The following is a 17,684-nucleotide window of genomic DNA, read 5'->3' as shown; positions in this document are numbered from 1 at the left end:
TCAGTGACAATCAAACTGCTCGGCTATCTGCTGTGATCAGCTGAGTCCCCGCAAACTCAACTGCCAGAACCATGGCAGTTACACCACTCGGTGGGACACGATCCAAGCGCTCATCAGCAGGTTTCCGAGCCAGGTCAGTACCTGGTCGCGGCCCTGCGTGTCAAAGACGAACTCCTGCCCCCTGAATGCGCTGTTGAGCACACAGCGATCTCCTACGATGCTCCAGCGACTCCGGTTGCGATGGAAACTCAACCCGGCCTGGCCTTCGCCGGGTGCAAAGCATGCCGGGAGCTGCCAGCAGGTCTGCAGCGCCGAACCAGGTACGGTGAGCACACGGTGTTCATTCAGGTAATGGAAAGTGCCTGCTCCCGGAAAGGATGGCGGTAGCCCGTCCAGGCTCAGTTTGTCCGTGGCCAGGTACAGGGTATTGGTGGCGTCCGGTCCATAGGCGAAGTGCGGGTGATAACGCGCCCAGGGAATCGCTTGCGCAGGAAGCTCATCGACCTTGAGGATTTCCCCCACCCGCAGCCAGCCCCAGATCGCATGCATGGGTGCCTCGCCCGGGCAAAAGCGCCAACCACCTGGTGCCAGCTCGACGGGGCGAAAGGAACCAAAGAACAGAAACAGATCCCCCGCTGTAACGCCCTCATTGCGCAGGTGCCCTTGAGCACTGCCACTCTGCCCCAGCAACGGACGCCACCCGGGCATGCGGGGCAGGGCATCGACCCGCAGATCAGGATCCAGGTGGGCACCCCGGCGATGCCACCCCGTCTTGCGGGTCAGCTGATCCACCAGTTCCCCAAGGTCGATACCGTCGTAGTCGATATCCCCATAGGAAATGGACGAGGCATCATCCGGAATGGGCAGCGAGCAGAGTCGGCCATCCGGCAGGATTGCGCTGGGGCAGCCTCCGGCGGACGAATCAAAGCCTTTGCGGCTCAGGATGATGCGCATCGACGATAGTCCTCCCAACGCCATGCGAGCTGATCAACGCATTCTGCCAGCAGGCCTCGGGGATCTACCACGACCCACGCGATGCGGCTTGCCGAGTGCCATGACGAGTGGGTCGATTCGCAGATCGTCGAGGCAGGCGAAAGGTGTCAGCATTTTCTCCGGACAACAAAAAACCCACCGAAGCGGGTTCTTTGTCGCGCTCATTGCTGGCAAAAACCGCCCTGGAGCTGGGCGAATAGCTCCTTCGCAAGCCGCCTCGCTTGCTCATCGGCAGCGGGATCTAACGGTGGCAGGCTCAAGCCTTCTTCGCCATCCACGTAAAGGGGGCCGCCGATATCATCGTCATACTCTTCGCCGTCGTGCGCGCCGCCGTCATGGTAGGCACGCATTCTATCCTCCCGAAGATCCTCACCAAGTTCTTCTGCGAGATAGATCCATACCCAACCTTGTAAGAGATTCTGCGGCTCCAGCTCTTCAATGAGCATCCGCATGGCATCGGTATCGCCCTGAGCCGCAGCGACGTAGTACCAGCGCCGCGCGTCGTCCAGGCGATCATGTTCATAGACGAGCTCCGCCAAGCGCCGAGGATCGTCGGCTGAATTGATGGCCAGTGCCTGATCGAGCCAATGCCGATCACCGCCCATCTCCGCCAGCTCCACAATCGCGCCGGCATGGCCAAGTGCTGTCGCTTGCCCAAGGTGTGAAGACCACTGTGTCTTCCGCTGCTGCACAGTCTGCGCAGCGAGCGCCCACTCAAGCCGAATGCCGTCAAGGACTGCACCCGCTTGGAGCTGGCCGAGCCAATACTCGCCACTTAGCCCTGGTTGGTGATCGTCAGCATCGAGGTTCCCTCTATACAGATGTGCGAGTGCGTAGTGGGCCGATGGATTTCGCTTTTCCGCTAGCCTGCTCAATCCATCAATCAACACCTGGATATCCGCAGCGGCCTGCACGCCCAGCAGCTCGAACGGATCCTCTTGAAGTGCCTCGACAACCTCTTCGGGGGTCAGTGCGGTCAGATTCCTTTCCTTTATATAGGCAAGGAGCGATTCACCCATTTTTGCGGAGGCCTCAGCGTAACCCAGCTCACGAAGGCGCCTCTCGAGCAGTGCCAGATTCCCAGCAGGGCAATCAGCCCAGTCTGCCGACACAACAAGCACGTGGGTCGCGGTCAGCGAGGCATATGCGCCAAAGCCAAGAGCGGCGGCCAGCAACTCATAGGCGTGGCTTTGCGCGACTGGCGCCCCGCCGGCAGCTTGCAGGTATTGTTTTACGGTAAATGCGAGTGCTTTGAGTGACATGAAACCATCCTCGGTGCACAGCCGATAGGAGCAAGCGGCACACGTTTAAGCCCCAGAACGGCTGTGGGCATGGTGGTTTCAAGCGAATGAAGGGGAAAATGCCTGTTTTAACTCGTGTGCAAGTTGGGCGGGCGCCTGCCCGCAATACTAGCGGGCAGCCCAACACCAAGTCGAGAGTTTGGGTGGCAGCGGGTTCGTCCAAGGTCCAATGCAAGCACTCCCGCAACCTGGAGCTGACCAAGCCAGTACTTGCCGCCTGGCCCAAGCTGTCCCCGATGAATCGAGGGGCTAGCAATTCACACTGTCATGTACTTGGACAGTCATGCCGAAGGACAGCAGTCGAACGATTGGCTCAGGTGTGAGTACTAAGACCATTTCATCGCCAGATACAGGCTGCGTTGCAGCCTGGTAGCCGTCGAAAGACCAGCGCCATTGCCGAGCGGCCCATACCAAAAACGCCTCGCTTCCGGTGGTGAACATTGTGCCGTCGGGCAGATCCCGTAGCTTCGACGACCACGTTTTCTTCTCGCCCTGATCATCCAAGCGTGCCGCTTGAAGTCGCGTGTCCATCTCGGCAGCACTGGGCTTGGCAGAGGTGGAATAGGCAGACGCCCAGGCGGCCTGGAAATCGTTGTAGCGCCCACGACGGCACTGAGCGCAAGGCCGGTGGCCAGCGGCAAAAGCCGTTGCTTCATCAAGGAAAAACAGTTCGGTGTAGCTATTGGGCATCATCATCTGGGGACGTTTACCCCATTTCTGGACGTCCAGAGTGCAGGCGATCCAGGCTTCGTCTCGCCATGCCCGGACGATGGCCTTCTGACTGTTATGAAGTTTCCCTCGGTTACCCATTAGCGTGCCCTTCGACCGTACGGATCGGAGCTTTCCCCATGGGTCAACACGATTCTGAAGCGGCTCTGTTCTAACGCTTTCGGACATTTTGCCCTCCCTTCCTTGGCACGATTAACTGTCACCCCAGGGGGCGCCGCCAGCGTTCCGTCGAATTCGACTTGAACTGGCGGTGCATCGTTGGCTACTCGCTCGACTCAAGCAACTCCATTGAACTAGACGGATCCGCGAGGCGATAGCCCATTGCCCGGTAACCGGCCTGACGCTTGCTCCACATCCGTAACAACGCCGGATGTCCGGCATCCACGAAGTCGATGATGCGGACGTCAGCCTTGCTGGCATGCTGTCCTGGTTTGGCAAAAGCCGATCATAGGAGGTCAGCGCCAGTTGCCGCGTGTGTTCGCAGGTATGGCTGATGATCGCGGTACCCAAGCGGCGTGCCTCAGACGCCGCTACATAGCTCGCGAAGAAAATCCAAGCATGCGCCCCATGGCCGGAGCGCGAAATTTCCACCGCAACCGGCACCTCCAACTCTCGGCATGACTGAGCAAAGGCCCGGACATCGTCCTGCCAGTCGGCCTCGTCGAAATCCACGGCCAGGAAATGGCAAGTGTCATCCGGCATCAGTGGATAGACACCAATCACGATCTCACCGGCCAGATGCCGGTACAGCACCTGGTCGCTCAGGGGTATCAGCTGACGATGCGGACACTCGCCGCATTTGATCCGGGGCTTCTCGCGAACAACGATGTTGAAACGCTCCCCCTATTGGCCCTGCGAGACACCGCCTGACAGTGGATTCGCCGTTCCCGGATCGAACGGGCAGGGCGGTGCCGGTGGCTTGCTGACCTAAAAGAAAAACCCCGGCACAAAGGCCGGGGCTTGGAGCTGGATCGCGACATTAATTCCGCTCAAACGCGACAATTAACCTGCCCGTCGACAAGTCGTTACACATCGAGGTTGGACACCGCCAGGGCGTTGCTCTCGATGAAATCACGACGCGGTTCCACAGCATCACCCATGAGGGTGTTGAAGATCTGGTCCGCGGCGATGGCGTCTTCGATGGTGACCTTGAGCATGCGACGAACGTTCGGATCCATGGTGGTTTCCCACAGCTGCTCCGGGTTCATCTCACCCAACCCCTTGTAGCGCTGGATGGTGTGGCGCTTGGTGCTTTCGGTCATCAGCCAGGCCAGGGCTTCCTTGAAGCTGGTCACCGGTTTCTTGCGCTCGCCACGCTGGACGAATGCACCTTCTTCCAGCAGGTTGCTGAGCTGGTCGCCCAGTTCGGTCACCTGGCGGTAGTCGTTGCTGGCGAAGAAGTCGCGGTTGAAGGTGATGTAGTGGGACAGGCCGTGGGCGGTCTGTTCCACTTCCGGCAGCCACAGGTGGCGCTCGCGGTCCTCGCGCAGGCTCGCGGTGTAGGTCAGGCCGGACTTCTCGGCAGCCTTCAGGCGTGCCTGGAAGCCTTCCAGCCAGGACTGCATCGCCGCCTGGTCGGAGAGCTGATCGACGCCGACACGTGGCAGGTAGATCATGTGCTCGGTCAGATCCTGCGGGTACAGGCGCGACAGACGCTTCAGGGTGCGCATCACGTTGCGGTAGCCATTCACCAGGCGCTCGAGCGCTTCGCCAGAGAGGCCCGGGGCGTTCTCGTTGACGTGCAGGCTGGCTTCTTCCAGCGCGGACTGGGTCATGTACTCATCCATGGCCTCGTCGTCCTTGATGTACTGCTCCTGCTTGCCCTTCTTCACCTTGTACAGCGGCGGCTGGGCGATATAGACGTAGCCGCGCTCGATCAGCTCCGGCATCTGCCGGAAGAAGAAGGTCAGCAGCAGGGTACGGATGTGCGAGCCGTCGACGTCGGCGTCGGTCATGATGATGATGTTGTGGTAGCGCAGTTTCTCGATGTTGTATTCCTCGCGGCCGATACCGCAACCCAGCGCGGTGATCAGGGTGCCGACTTCCTGGGAAGACAACATCTTGTCGAAACGGGCTTTCTCCACGTTGAGGATCTTGCCCTTGAGCGGAAGGATCGCCTGGGTCTTTCGGTTGCGGCCCTGCTTGGCCGAGCCGCCCGCGGAATCACCCTCCACTATGTAGAGTTCGGAAAGGGCAGGGTCCTTCTCCTGGCAGTCCGCCAACTTGCCCGGCAGGCCGGCGATGTCCAGGGCGCCCTTGCGGCGGGTCATCTCACGGGCCTTGCGCGCGGCTTCGCGAGCGCGGGCGGCGTCGATCATCTTGCCGACGACGGCCTTGGCTTCGTTGGGATTTTCCAGCAGGAAGTCGGCGAAGTACTTGCCCATTTCCTGTTCCACCGCAGTCTTCACCTCGGAGGAGACCAGCTTGTCCTTGGTCTGGGAGCTGAACTTGGGATCCGGCACCTTGACCGAGATGATCGCCGTGAGGCCTTCGCGGGCGTCATCGCCGGTGGTGGCAATCTTGTACTTCTTCGCCAGGCCTTCCTGCTCGATGTAGTTGTTCAGGTGGCGAGTCAGGGCAGAGCGGAAGCCCGCCAGGTGAGTACCGCCGTCACGCTGGGGAATGTTGTTGGTGAAGCAGAGGATGTTCTCGTTGAAGCTGTCGTTCCATTGCAGGGCAACTTCCACGCCCACGCCGTCCTCTTCGCGCTGGACATTGAAATGGAACACCTCGTTGACGATGGTCTTGTTGGTGTTGAGGTACTCGACGAAGGCCTTGAGCCCCCCCTCGTACTTGAACATTTCTTCCTTGCCGCTGCGTTCGTCGCGCAGGAGGATGCCAACACCGGAGTTCAGGAAGGACAGTTCGCGCAGGCGCTTGGCCAGGATGTCCCAGCTGAAGTGGATGTTGTTGAAAGTCTGGGCCGATGCCTTGAAGTGCACCTCGGTGCCAGTGCCCTCGGTTTCGCCAACCGGGCGCAGCGGGAACTGCGGGACGCCATGGTGGTAGACCTGTTCCCAGACTTGGCCGGCACGGCGGATGGTCAGGCGCAGTTCTTCGGACAGCGCATTCACCACCGACACACCCACTCCGTGCAGACCGCCGGAGACCTTGTAGGTGTTGTCGTCGAACTTACCGCCTGCGTGTAGCACGGTCATGATGACCTCGGCGGCGGAAACCCCTTCTTCCTTATGGATGTCCACCGGAATGCCACGGCCGTTGTCGCGCACGGTGATGGATTCATCGGTATGGATAGTGATGCTGATCTCAGTGCAGAAACCGGCAAGGGCTTCGTCGATCGAGTTGTCGACGACCTCGAACACCATGTGGTGCAGGCCGGTCCCATCATCGGTGTCGCCGATGTACATACCGGGGCGTTTGCGTACGGCATCCAGCCCTTTCAGCACCTTGATGCTGGAAGAGTCGTACGTTTTGGTCTCGCTCATGCTTCACTCCCGATGATCGTGGGGCTGATACAACCATGTTCCACGTGGAACACGGCGACCGGCGTATCCTTGCGCCAGCAGTCCCTCAGAAATTCATGGTCAACGCAGGTGATGAACACCTGGCAATCCAAATCTTCCAGCAGCCGGCAAAGTGCCTGCCGATGCTGTTCGTCCAACTCTGACGGTAAGTCGTCAACTAGGTAGATGCACTGGCCGCGCTTCGCCTGGTTCACCAGATGGCCCTGGGCGATCCGCAGCGCGCAGACCACCAGCTTCTGCTGCCCGCGAGAAAGTATGTCTGCGGCATTGTGTGCACCTGAGCGCAATCGCAGGTCAGCGCGTTGCGGTCCCGCCTGGGTATGCCCGATCTGTCGATCGCGGAGCAGGGAAGTGGCCACCACTTCGGATAGCTCCCGATCCTTGTCCCAGCCCCGGTAGTAGCTGAGTGTGAGACTGTCGAGTTCCACCAAGTCGGCAAGTGTCCGCTCGAAGACCGGTTTCAATGCCTGGATATAGGCCCGTCGATACTGGTCGATTTCACCGCTGGCCAGGCATAGTTCCCGGTCCCAGGCCGCCTGCGAAGCGGCGTCCAGTGTACCATGCCGGAGCCATGAGTTCCGCTGTCGCAGGGCCTTCTGCAGCCGTTGCCAGGCTGGAAGGAAACGAGGTTCCACGTGGAACACTCCCCAATCGAGAAACTGCCGACGAATCTTTGGCGATCCTTCGAGCAAGCGAAAACTGTCCGGATTGATCAACTGCAAGGGCAGCGCCTCGGCCAACTGAGCTGTGCTCTTGGCGCTCTGCCCATCGATACGAATCTGGAACTCCCCCTGGCGATCCCGTGAGATTCCCAGGTTGCACTGGCCACCCTCGCCAAGGCTCACCTGCCCGAACACAAGACACGCAGGCTGCTCGTACTGGATTACCGGCTGCAGGCGTGAACTGCGAAAGGAACGGGCCAGGCCGAGAAGATAAATGGCTTCCAGCAGACTGGTTTTGCCGCTGCCGTTGTCGCCGTAGAGGATATTGATGCGGGGGGAGGGGGAGAGGGTCACCGGGTGCAGGTTACGCACACCGGTGACCGAGATACGGCTGAGGGACATCGAGTCGTTACAGACGCATCGGCATTACGACGTAGGAAGAATCGTCGTTGTCGGCTTCCTGCAGCAATGCGCTGCTGTTGGCGTCCGACAGGATCAGGCGAACCTGTTCGGTGGACATCACGCTCAGCACGTCCAGCAGGTAGCTGACGTTGAAACCGATCTCCAGGTTGCCACCGTTGTAATCCACGGCGACTTCTTCCTCGGCCTCTTCCTGCTCAGGGTTATTGGCCTGGATCTTCAGCAATCCGGACGCCAGGGTCAGGCGAATGCCACGGTATTTCTCGTTGGAGAGAATCGCGGTACGGCTGAAGGCCTCGCGCAGGGCCTGGCGATCACCGAGCACCAGCTTGTCGCCACCGCGGGGCAGCACACGCTCGTAGTCGGGGAACTTGCCGTCCACCAGCTTGGAGGTAAAGGTGAATTCGCCGGTGGTGGCACGGATATGGTGCTGGCCGAGGACGATGCGGACTTCACCATCCTGCTCGGTGAGCAGGCGGGCCAGTTCCAGAATACCCTTGCGCGGCACGATAACCTGGTGACGCTCGACGCCTTCGATACCGGAAGCCATGGCGCACATCGCCAGGCGATGGCCATCAGTCGCCACAGCGCGCAGGGTGCCGGCGTTCACTTCCAGCAGCATGCCGTTGAGGTAGTAGCGCACGTCCTGCTGGGCCATGGCGAAGCTGGTGCGTTCGATCAGGCGACGCAGCTTGCTCTGCACCAGGCTGAAATTCAGCGAACCGGGACCTTCTTCCACCGTCGGGAAATCGTTCGCCGGCAGGGTGGAAAGCGTGAAACGGCTGCGGCCGGCCTTGATCAGCAACTTCTGCTCATCCACACGGATATCGATCAGTGTGTCGCTGGGCAGGCTCTTGCAGATATCCATCAGCTTGCGCGCCGGTACCGTGATCTCACCTGGCTCAGCCGGCTCTTCCAGTGCGACGCGCCCGACCAGCTCGACCTCGAGGTCAGTGCCAGTCAACGACAGTTGCTGGCCTTCGACCACCAGCAACACGTTGGAGAGGACCGGCAATGTCTGGCGGCGCTCGACGACGCCGGCGACCAGTTGCAGGGGTTTCAACAGGGCTTCGCGTTGAATTGTTAAATGCATGGTCTAGTCCCTTGCCTCTTGGGCTGCGATCAGGTGGTCAGTGTACGCAGCAGATTCTTGTAATCCTCGCGGATATCCGCGTCGGATTCCCTTAATTGCGCAATCTTACGACAGGCGTGGAGCACGGTGGTGTGGTCTCGTCCACCGAAGGCATCGCCGATTTCCGGCAGGCTGTGGTTGGTCAGCTCCTTGGACAGCGCCATGGCGACCTGCCGCGGCCTGGCAACCGAGCGCGAACGGCGCTTGGACAGCATGTCGGACATCTTGATCTTGTAGTACTCGACTACGGTGCGCTGGATATTGTCGATGCTGACCAGTTTGTCCTGCAGGGCCAGCAGGTCCTTCAGCGACTCACGGATAAGCTCGATGGTGATGTCCCGCCCCATGAAGTGGGCGTGGGCGATCACACGCTTCAGTGCGCCTTCCAGTTCGCGCACGTTGGAACGGATGCGTTGGGCAATGAAGAACGCGGCATCATGCGGCAGATCGACCTTGGCCTGCTCGGCCTTCTTCATCAGGATCGCCACGCGGGTTTCCAGCTCCGGCGGCTCGACGGCGACCGTCAGGCCCCAGCCAAAACGCGACTTGAGGCGCTCTTCCAGGCCTTCGATCTCCTTCGGGTAGCGGTCGCTGGTGAGGATCACCTGCTGACCACCTTCCAGCAAGGCGTTGAAGGTGTGGAAAAACTCTTCCTGCGAACGCTCCTTGCGGGCGAAGAACTGGATATCGTCGATGAGCAGGGCATCCACCGAGCGATAGAAGCGCTTGAACTCGTTGATGGCGTTCAGCTGCAAGGCCTTGACCATGTCCGCGACGAAACGCTCGGAGTGCAGGTACACCACCTTGGCATTCGGATTCTTCTTCAGCAGATGGTTACCCACAGCGTGCATCAGGTGGGTCTTGCCGAGGCCGACGCCACCATAGAGGAACAGCGGGTTGTAACCGTGCTTGGGGTTGTCCGCTACCTGCCAGGCCGCCGCGCGGGCCAGCTGGTTGGACTTACCCTCGACGAAGTTCTCGAAGGTGAAGGTTCGATTCAGGTAGCTGGTGTGCTTCAGTGCCCCTTCCACCTGCACGGAACGTTCGGTGCGAATGGCCGGCGCTGGCACCACGGACGCCAGCGGGTCGAGATTATCGCGGGTCTCTTCCACGGTCTCGATGCGCATCTGCGAGGGTGCGGGTGCCGGAGGGGGCGGCGGCGCCATTACCGGCGGCGGGGGCGGCGGAGCCTTCCGTGGAGCCGGGCTGCGCTTGCTGCCTATTAATAAGGAGAGGGCAGGCGCCAGGCCGTTGCCCCGTTCGCCGAGCAACTCGAGGAGCCGCCCCATGTACTTCTCGTTGACCCAATCGAGTACGAAACGGTTGGGCGCATAGACCCTCAGTTCGTCTCCATCGGCTTCAACCTGCAATGGGCGGATCCAGGTGTTGAATTGCTGGGCAGGCAGCTCATCGCGCAGGAGCTCCACGCACTGCTGCCAAAGTTCCACTGACACGGATATCCCCCAAGTCGGAAAGGTGCCGGACGCAAAAAACAGGAGGCCATTGTAACGGTCGGCGAACGAGTTATCCACACGAAAAGGGGCCAATGGTTGAATAAAATCAAGATGTTATTCACCGCACAGGGCAGCTCCGTGCTTGGCATGAATCTTGTGGATAACAGGCCCTGAAGTCCCCCTCAGGCCTTGGGGAAAACCGCCTGGATAATCCGCCTGTGGGTAACTCGGCGATCCACCCCCAGTTTCTTCCCAGCCCTCCCACAACCAGGGCACTCGTTGTAGACAGGCTTGTTAGCACGACTCACACCAGACCCCATGCCGCTCGGAACGAGTTTTCCACAGCCAGGGGCCGACCCTGCTTTAAAAAACACAACCAAGCTTTTTTGAATTTCCTTTCCTTCTATATTCTTTTGTCGGCGGCGCTGGTTGGAAATTGACCTGCCCGCGCCCTTTCTCTAGAATTGCCGGTCTCTTTAAACGGGGGCCACTTCCGGCCCGTAGTGACCACCAGGTAAAGCATCATGAAACGCACTTTCCAACCCAGCACCATCAAGCGCGCTCGCACCCACGGTTTCCGTGCCCGCATGGCCACCAAGAACGGCCGTCAAGTCCTGTCGCGTCGTCGCGCCAAGGGCCGCAAGCGCCTGACCGTCTGATCTATCCGGAACGGGTGGTGAGTCAGGGCTTCGGTCGGGAAAAGCGTCTGCTGGTTCCCCGACAATTCAAGGCAGTCTTCGACTCACCGACCGGGAAGGTTCCCGGCAAGCACGTCCTGCTCCTCGCGCGCGATAACGGTCTCGATCACCCCCGTCTCGGCCTGGTGATCGGCAAAAAGAGCGTCAAGCTCTCCGTGGAGCGCAACCGCCTCAAACGCCAGATTCGCGAATCCTTCCGCCATAACCTCGAGTTGCTGGCCGGTTGGGACATCGTGATCGTGGCACGCAAAGGCATTGGCGACCTGGAGAACCCCGAATTGAGGCATCAGTTCGGCAAACTCTGGAAGCGCCTAGCGCGTAGCCGGGCTCGCCCTGAACCATCGACCGGATCAGGGGTGTCCGACAGTCCCCATGCGTAAACTGGCCCTCGCTCCGATCCAGTTCTACCGCTACGCCATCAGCCCACTGATGGCCAGTCACTGTCGTTTCTATCCCAGTTGTTCCTGCTACGCGCAGGAAGCCATCGAACAACATGGCGTCCTGCGTGGTGGCTGGCTGACCCTGCGTCGGCTCGGCCGCTGTCATCCGTGGAATCCGGGCGGCTATGACCCGGTGCCACCCGCCAACACTTCCCAACCCTCTTCGATGGCCGAGTAATCATGGATATTCAACGCTCGATCCTGATCGTCGCCCTGGCAATCGTGTCCTATCTGATGGTTCTCCAGTGGAACCAGGACTACGGTCAAGCCGCCTTGCCGAGCGCGGGCACCAGCGCGAACACCGCGCAAGCGACCCTGCCGGACAACACCGCAACCGCCAAGTCCAGCGACGACGTACCGACCGCCAGTGCAGAACGCACCGAGCCGGCAGTCGCGCAGGCCGCGCCCAGCGCCGACCTGATCCGCGTTGAAACCGATGTGCTCAACCTGGCGATCGACCCGAACGGCGGCGACATCGTCCAACTGACGCTGCCGAAATACCCCCGCCGCCAGGACCACCCGGACGTTCCGTTCCAGTTGTTCGACAACGGTGGCGAGCGTCTCTACCAGGCCCAGAGCGGCCTGGTCGGCGCCAACGGCCCGGATGCTCGCGCCAATGGCCGCCCGCTCTACAGTGCCGCCCAGCGCAACTTCAAGCTGGCCGACGGCCAGGAGCAACTGGTGGTCGACCTGACCTTCAGCGAGGCCGGCGTCAACTATGTCAAGCGCTTCACCCTGACCCGCGGCAAATACGACCTGCAGGTGTCGTACAAGATCGACAACCAGGGTGCACAGCCCTGGACCGGCAGCATGTACGCCCAGCTCAAGCGTGACGCCAGTGCCGACCCGTCCACCACTACCGCCACCGGCGTGTCCACCTATCTGGGCGCCGCGGTCTGGACTCCGGACGAGCCGTACAAGAAGCTCTCCATCAAGGACATGGACAAGCAGCCCTTCAAGGAGACCGTGCAGGGCGGTTGGGTGGCCTGGCTGCAACACTACTTCGTGACCGCCTGGGTCGCACCGAAGGACCAGAACAACGCCATCCAGTCCCGCAAGGACTCCCGCGGCAACTACATCGTCGGTTTCGTGGGCCCGGCTCTGAACGTTCCGGCCGGTGCCCAGGCTGAAACCTCCGCCACGCTCTACGCCGGTCCGAAGGTCCAGGATCACCTGAAGGAACTCTCCCCGGGCCTGGAACTGACCGTCGACTACGGTTTCCTCTGGTTCATCGCCCAGCCGATCTTCTGGCTGCTGCAACATATCCACAGCCTGCTGGGCAACTGGGGCTGGTCGATCATCGTCCTGACCATCCTGATCAAAGGCGCGTTCTTCCCCTTGTCGGCAGCCAGCTACAAGTCCATGGCCCGCATGCGCGCCGTATCGCCGAAGCTGCAGGCGCTGAAGGAACAGTACGGTGACGATCGCCAGAAGATGTCCCAGGCGATGATGGAGCTGTACAAGAAGGAGAAGATCAACCCGCTGGGCGGCTGCCTGCCGATCCTGGTGCAGATGCCGGTGTTCCTGGCCCTCTACTGGGTACTGCTGGAAAGCGTGGAAATGCGCCAGGCCCCGTGGATGTTCTGGATCACCGACCTGTCGATCAAGGATCCTTTCTTCATCCTGCCGATCGTCATGGGCGCCACCATGTTCATCCAGCAGCAGCTGAACCCGACCCCGCCGGACCCCATGCAGGCCAAGGTGCTGAAGCTGATGCCGATCATCTTCACCTTCTTCTTCCTGTGGTTCCCCGCCGGCCTGGTGCTGTACTGGGTAGTCAACAACGTCCTGTCGATCGCCCAGCAGTGGTACATTACCCGGCAGATCGAGGCGGCCAGCAAGAAGGCAGCAGCCTGACAGCGACGCCAGACAGCTTGAACAAGACGCCCCCTCTGGGGGCGTCTTGCTATCCGCCATCCGCAGACCCCAAGGTATCCACAGATGACTCCTGTCCGTGACACCATCGCCGCCGTCGCCACCGCCCAGGGCCGTGGCGGAGTGGGCATCGTCCGCGTATCCGGGCCTCTCGCCGCGCGAATAGCCCAAGCCATTGGCGGCCGCGCGCCCAAGCCGCGTTTCGCCCATTACGGCCCCTTCCTGGACGGTTCCGGACAGACCCTGGACGAAGGCATTGCCCTCTACTTTCCCGGCCCCAACTCCTTCACTGGCGAGGACGTCTTCGAGCTTCAGGGCCATGGCGGCCCGGTGGTACTGGACCTGCTGCTGCGCCGCTGCATGGAACTTGGTGCCCGCCAGGCCCGTCCCGGCGAATTCAGCGAACGCGCTTTCCTCAACGACAAACTCGACCTGGCCCAGGCCGAGGCCATCGCCGACCTGATCGAAGCCAGCTCGGAACAGGCGGCGCGCAACGCCCTGCGCTCGCTGCAGGGCGAATTCTCGCGCCGGGTCCATGCCCTGACCGAGAAACTGATCGAACTGCGCATCTACGTCGAAGCCGCCATCGACTTCCCGGAGGAGGAAATCGACTTCCTCGCCGATGGCCACGTGCTTGGCCTGTTGGATCGCGTACGGGAAAACTTATCCACAGTGATGCGCGAAGCCGGCCAGGGTGCGCTGCTGCGCGACGGCATGACGGTGGTGATCGCCGGCCGCCCCAATGCCGGTAAATCCAGCCTGCTGAATGCCCTGGCCGGGCGCGAGGCGGCCATAGTCACCGATATCGCCGGCACCACCCGCGACGTATTGCGCGAACATATCCACATCGACGGCATGCCTCTGCACGTTGTGGATACCGCTGGCCTGCGCGATACCGAAGACCATGTGGAAAAGATCGGCGTCGAGCGTGCCCTCAAGGCCATAGGCGAAGCCGACCGGGTTTTGCTGGTGGTGGATGCCACGGCCCCCGAGGCTGCCGATCCCTTCGCGCTCTGGCCCGAATTCCTCGACCAGAAGCCCGACCCGGCCAGGGTCACCCTGATCCGTAACAAGGCCGATCTCAGTGGCGAATCCGTGGGCCTGGAAGTGAGCGATGACGGCCACGTCACCCTCAGCCTGTCCGCCCGCTCCGGCGATGGCCTGGAACTGCTGCGCGAGCACCTGAAGGCCTGCATGGGTTATCAACAGACCGCCGAAAGCAGCTTCAGCGCCCGCCGGCGGCACCTGGAAGCCCTGCGCCAGGCCGGTACCTTCCTCGATCACGGCCGCTCCCAGCTCACCTTGGCGGGCGCCGGCGAACTGCTGGCGGAAGACCTGCGCCAGGCCCAGCAGGCCCTGGGTGAAATCACCGGCGCCTTCAGCTCCGACGACCTGCTCGGCCGCATCTTCTCCAGCTTCTGCATCGGCAAGTAAGCCCCTCGTTTTATCCACAGCGAACGCGACCGCCTGCTTGTCGGGCGGTCCGTTGCTGCCTGTGCGTCCCGAAAAAGCCCCGCCTGAACCCTGTTGATAAGTTGCCCGCAACTCCGTCCATAAGCCTGGTGAAAAGCCCTGGGATAAATCCGCTGTGCATAACTTGGCTCGGCGTGCACAGCTTTCTGACGGCTTACACAGCGGCTACGGGCAGGATCAACACAGGCTTATCATTTGCGAAAAGCTGCGTGGTAGAGGCTTTACAGGTGGTTATCCACAGAAGAAGGCTTCCCCAAGGTATAAACATAAAAACAGGCTTTTTTAAAAATTCTTCTCTTTTATTTTCTTTTACCCACAAGGACTTTTCCCCTTCTGGATAACTTCCGGGGAAAACCCGTGATCAGCCATCTGGCTATTTTTTGGCCAGACGACTTCATGAAGAGAGGGGAAATCCCCTATACTGTGCGGCTTTCTCTATTTCCCAGACCTGAACAGGCACGAGGTGCGTGGTGGACTTCCCTTCCCGTTTTGACGTGATCGTGATCGGCGGCGGCCATGCCGGCACTGAGGCTGCCCTGGCAGCCGCACGCATGGGCGTGAAGACCCTGCTGCTGACCCATAATGTGGAAACCCTTGGCCAGATGAGCTGCAACCCGGCTATCGGCGGTATTGGCAAGAGCCATCTGGTCAAGGAAATCGATGCCCTGGGCGGCGCCATGGCCACCGCTACCGACCTCGGCGGCATCCAGTTTCGTGTCCTCAACAGCCGCAAGGGACCGGCCGTGCGCGCTACCCGCGCCCAGGCCGATCGCGTTCTCTACAAGGCCGCGATTCGCGAGATCCTCGAGAACCAGCCGAACCTGTGGATATTCCAGCAGGCCTGCGATGACCTGATTGTGGAAAACGATCAGGTCAAGGGCGTGGTGACCCAGATGGGTCTGCGCTTCCATGCCGAATCGGTGGTACTCACTACCGGCACTTTCCTCGGCGGACTTATCCACATCGGCCTGCAGAACTACTCCGGCGGCCGCGCCGGCGACCCGCCGTCCATTGCCCTGGCCCAGCGCCTGCGCGAGCTGCCCCTGCGTGTCGGTCGCCTGAAGACCGGTACCCCGCCGCGCATCGACGGCCGCTCCGTGGACTTCTCGGTGATGACCGAGCAGCCCGGCGACACCCCGATCCCGGTGATGTCCTTCCTTGGTTCCAAGGAACAGCACCCGCGCCAGGTCAGCTGCTGGATCACCCATACCAACGCGCGCACCCACGAGATCATCGCCAGCAACCTCGATCGCTCGCCCATGTACTCGGGCGTGATCGAAGGCATCGGTCCGCGCTACTGCCCGTCCATCGAAGACAAGATCCATCGCTTCGCCGACAAGGAGAGCCACCAGGTCTTCCTCGAGCCGGAAGGCCTGACCACCCATGAGCTCTACCCCAACGGCATCTCCACCTCGTTGCCCTTCGATGTGCAGCTCGAGATCGTCCGCTCCATCCGTGGCATGGAAAACGCGCACATCGTGCGTCCCGGCTACGCCATCGAGTACGACTACTTCGATCCGCGCGACCTCAAGTACAGCCTGGAAACCAAGGTGATCTCCGGCCTGTTCTTCGCCGGCCAGATCAACGGCACCACCGGTTACGAAGAAGCCGGGGCCCAGGGCCTGCTGGCCGGCGCCAACGCCGCGCTGCGCGCCCGGGGCAAGGAAGCCTGGTGCCCTCGCCGCGACGAAGCCTATATCGGTGTGCTGGTGGACGACCTGATCACCCTGGGGACCCAGGAGCCCTACCGCATGTTCACCTCGCGCGCCGAGTACCGGCTGATCCTGCGCGAGGACAACGCCGACCTGCGCCTCACCGAGAAGGGCCGCGAGCTCGGCCTGGTGGATGACGAGCGCTGGGCGGCCTTCGAGGCCAAGCGCGAGGGCATCGCCCGCGAAGAGCAGCGCCTGAAGAGCACCTGGGTTCGCCCGGGAACGCCGGAAGGGGACGCCATCGCCCAGCGCTTCGGTACCCCGCTGGCCCATGAATACAACCTGCTCAACCTCTTGAGCCGCCCGGAAATCGACTACGCCGGCCTGGTGGAAGTGACCGGTGGCGGCGCCGAAGACCCGCAGGTGGCCGAGCAGGTGGAGATCAAGACCAAATACGCCGGCTACATCGACCGCCAGCAGGACGAGATCGCCCGCCTGCGCGCCAGCGAGGACATCCGCTTGCCCGAAGACCTGGACTACGCCGGCATTTCCGGCCTGTCCAAGGAAATCCAGCACAAGCTGGGCAATTCCCGTCCGGAAACCCTCGGGCAGGCCTCGCGCATTCCTGGCGTGACGCCGGCGGCGATTTCCCTGTTGCTGATCCACCTGAAGAAACGCAGCGCTAGCCAATCGCTGGAGAAACGCGCCTGATGTCCCTGGTTACCCAACGCCACGCCGACGAACTGTCCCGTGGCGCGCAACAACTCGCTGTCGAACTGACCCCCGAAAAACAGGAGCGACTGCTCGCCTACCTGGCCCTGCTGATCAAGTGGAACAAGGCCTACAACCTGACCGCGGTGCGCGATCCGGACGAAATGGTCTCGCGCCATCTGCTCGACAGCCTCAGCGTCGTAGCCCACGTGGCGGCGCTTGGGGATAACTGGCTGGACGTCGGCAGCGGCGGCGGCATGCCCGGCATCCCGCTGGCCATCCTGTTCCCCGAGCGGCACTTCACCCTGCTCGATTCCAACGGCAAGAAGACCCGCTTCCTCACCCAGGTGAAGCTGGAGCTGAAACTCGCCAATCTCGAAGTTGTCCACAGCCGGGTCGAAGCCTTCGCACCGGAGCGTCCGTTCAACGGTATCGTCTCCCGCGCCTTCAGCTCGCTGGAGGATTTCAGCAACTGGACCCGCCACCTCGGCGATGGCGAGACCCGCTGGTTGGCGATGAAGGGCCTGCACCCGGATGACGAGTTGCAGGCACTGCCGGACGACTTCCGCGTCGAGTCCGCGCATCAGCTGGAGGTTCCCGGTTGCCAAGGTCAGCGCCATCTGCTGATACTGCGCCGCACGCTATGAGGGGGAAGGCAG

14 protein-coding genes and 1 pseudogene are annotated in these 17,684 nt (G+C 61.4%); 7 read left to right on the top strand and 8 right to left on the bottom strand.

Annotated features, from left to right (window positions below; genetic code table 11):
- Positions 1-78: 78 nt before the first annotated feature.
- The 8 genes and pseudogenes from ACFPU0_RS03205 to dnaA form a co-directional block, all read right to left on the bottom strand.
- Positions 79-954: a hypothetical protein gene (locus tag ACFPU0_RS03205; protein ID WP_377691328.1), complete on the bottom strand. Its 876-nt coding sequence runs from the start codon at positions 952-954 to the stop codon at positions 79-81.
- 200 nt (positions 955-1,154) lie between these two features.
- Complete coding sequence (locus ACFPU0_RS03200) at positions 1,155-2,255, bottom strand: hypothetical protein (protein WP_377691327.1); 1,101 nt, start codon at positions 2,253-2,255, stop codon at positions 1,155-1,157.
- A gap of 288 nt (positions 2,256-2,543) precedes the next feature.
- Positions 2,544-3,191: a hypothetical protein gene (locus ACFPU0_RS03195; protein ID WP_377691326.1), complete on the bottom strand. Its 648-nt coding sequence runs from the start codon at positions 3,189-3,191 to the stop codon at positions 2,544-2,546.
- A 242-nt stretch (positions 3,192-3,433) separates the two neighbouring features.
- Positions 3,434-3,845: pseudogene (locus ACFPU0_RS03190) on the bottom strand (TOTE conflict system archaeo-eukaryotic primase domain-containing protein); the annotation flags it as partial.
- Between the two features lie 203 nt (positions 3,846-4,048).
- Positions 4,049-6,469, bottom strand: coding sequence for a DNA topoisomerase (ATP-hydrolyzing) subunit B (gyrB, locus tag ACFPU0_RS03185; RefSeq protein WP_377691325.1), 2,421 nt, complete (start codon positions 6,467-6,469; stop codon positions 4,049-4,051).
- The gene (gene recF, locus ACFPU0_RS03180; protein ID WP_377691324.1) at positions 6,466-7,572 is read right to left on the bottom strand and encodes a DNA replication/repair protein RecF; all 1,107 of its coding nucleotides are present in this window, start codon (positions 7,570-7,572) and stop codon (positions 6,466-6,468) included. The genes gyrB and recF overlap by 4 nt, the downstream gene beginning before the upstream one ends.
- A gap of 7 nt (positions 7,573-7,579) precedes the next feature.
- The gene (gene dnaN / locus ACFPU0_RS03175) at positions 7,580-8,683 is read right to left on the bottom strand and encodes a DNA polymerase III subunit beta (protein WP_377691323.1); all 1,104 of its coding nucleotides are present in this window, start codon (positions 8,681-8,683) and stop codon (positions 7,580-7,582) included.
- Positions 8,684-8,712: 29 nt separating this feature from the next.
- Positions 8,713-10,176 carry a chromosomal replication initiator protein DnaA gene (gene dnaA, locus ACFPU0_RS03170; RefSeq protein ID WP_377691322.1) on the bottom strand — a complete coding sequence of 488 codons (1,464 nt, stop codon included), beginning with the start codon at positions 10,174-10,176 and terminating at the stop codon, positions 8,713-8,715.
- 524 nt (positions 10,177-10,700) lie between these two features.
- Between dnaA and rpmH the strand changes: the two genes are divergently transcribed.
- From rpmH to rsmG, 7 genes are all read left to right on the top strand, one after another.
- Complete coding sequence (gene rpmH / locus ACFPU0_RS03165; protein ID WP_003290924.1) at positions 10,701-10,835, top strand: 50S ribosomal protein L34; 135 nt, start codon at positions 10,701-10,703, stop codon at positions 10,833-10,835.
- 14 nt (positions 10,836-10,849) lie between these two features.
- The gene (gene rnpA, locus ACFPU0_RS03160; RefSeq protein WP_151138613.1) at positions 10,850-11,254 is read left to right on the top strand and encodes a ribonuclease P protein component; all 405 of its coding nucleotides are present in this window, start codon (positions 10,850-10,852) and stop codon (positions 11,252-11,254) included.
- Positions 11,247-11,492, top strand: coding sequence for a membrane protein insertion efficiency factor YidD (yidD, locus tag ACFPU0_RS03155; protein WP_377691321.1), 246 nt, complete (start codon positions 11,247-11,249; stop codon positions 11,490-11,492). The genes rnpA and yidD overlap by 8 nt, the downstream gene beginning before the upstream one ends.
- 2 nt (positions 11,493-11,494) lie before the next feature.
- Positions 11,495-13,171 carry a membrane protein insertase YidC gene (gene yidC, locus ACFPU0_RS03150; protein WP_377691320.1) on the top strand — a complete coding sequence of 559 codons (1,677 nt, stop codon included), beginning with the start codon at positions 11,495-11,497 and terminating at the stop codon, positions 13,169-13,171.
- A gap of 84 nt (positions 13,172-13,255) precedes the next feature.
- Entirely contained in the window at positions 13,256-14,623 is a 1,368-nt protein-coding gene (gene mnmE / locus ACFPU0_RS03145) for a tRNA uridine-5-carboxymethylaminomethyl(34) synthesis GTPase MnmE (RefSeq protein WP_377691319.1), read from the top strand.
- A 509-nt stretch (positions 14,624-15,132) separates the two neighbouring features.
- Positions 15,133-17,025, top strand: coding sequence for a tRNA uridine-5-carboxymethylaminomethyl(34) synthesis enzyme MnmG (gene mnmG, locus ACFPU0_RS03140; protein WP_377691318.1), 1,893 nt, complete (start codon positions 15,133-15,135; stop codon positions 17,023-17,025).
- Positions 17,025-17,672 carry a 16S rRNA (guanine(527)-N(7))-methyltransferase RsmG gene (gene rsmG / locus ACFPU0_RS03135; protein WP_377691317.1) on the top strand — a complete coding sequence of 216 codons (648 nt, stop codon included), beginning with the start codon at positions 17,025-17,027 and terminating at the stop codon, positions 17,670-17,672. Before mnmG ends, rsmG begins: the two co-directional genes overlap by 1 nt.
- Positions 17,673-17,684: the final 12 nt, after the last annotated feature.

Source organism: Pseudomonas sp. GCM10022186 (assembly GCF_042656385.1).
GTDB lineage: Bacteria > Pseudomonadota > Gammaproteobacteria > Pseudomonadales > Pseudomonadaceae > Metapseudomonas.
This window is presented reverse-complemented; position numbering and strand designations above follow the sequence as displayed.

Excerpts from the sequence above, each read along its gene's own strand:
- ACFPU0_RS03205 (WP_377691328.1), bottom strand. The coding sequence starts at position 954 with ATGCGCATCATCCTGAGCCGCAAAGGCTTTGATTCGTCCGCCGGAGGC.
- ACFPU0_RS03200 (WP_377691327.1), bottom strand. The coding sequence starts at position 2,255 with ATGTCACTCAAAGCACTCGCATTTACCGTAAAACAATACCTGCAAGCT.
- ACFPU0_RS03195 (WP_377691326.1), bottom strand. The coding sequence starts at position 3,191 with ATGTCCGAAAGCGTTAGAACAGAGCCGCTTCAGAATCGTGTTGACCCA.
- gyrB (WP_377691325.1), bottom strand. The coding sequence starts at position 6,469 with ATGAGCGAGACCAAAACGTACGACTCTTCCAGCATCAAGGTGCTGAAA.
- recF (WP_377691324.1), bottom strand. The coding sequence starts at position 7,572 with ATGTCCCTCAGCCGTATCTCGGTCACCGGTGTGCGTAACCTGCACCCG.
- dnaN (WP_377691323.1), bottom strand. The coding sequence starts at position 8,683 with ATGCATTTAACAATTCAACGCGAAGCCCTGTTGAAACCCCTGCAACTG.
- rpmH (WP_003290924.1), top strand. The coding sequence starts at position 10,701 with ATGAAACGCACTTTCCAACCCAGCACCATCAAGCGCGCTCGCACCCAC.
- yidD (WP_377691321.1), top strand. The coding sequence starts at position 11,247 with ATGCGTAAACTGGCCCTCGCTCCGATCCAGTTCTACCGCTACGCCATC.
- yidC (WP_377691320.1), top strand. The coding sequence starts at position 11,495 with ATGGATATTCAACGCTCGATCCTGATCGTCGCCCTGGCAATCGTGTCC.
- mnmE (WP_377691319.1), top strand. The coding sequence starts at position 13,256 with ATGACTCCTGTCCGTGACACCATCGCCGCCGTCGCCACCGCCCAGGGC.
- rsmG (WP_377691317.1), top strand. The coding sequence starts at position 17,025 with ATGTCCCTGGTTACCCAACGCCACGCCGACGAACTGTCCCGTGGCGCG.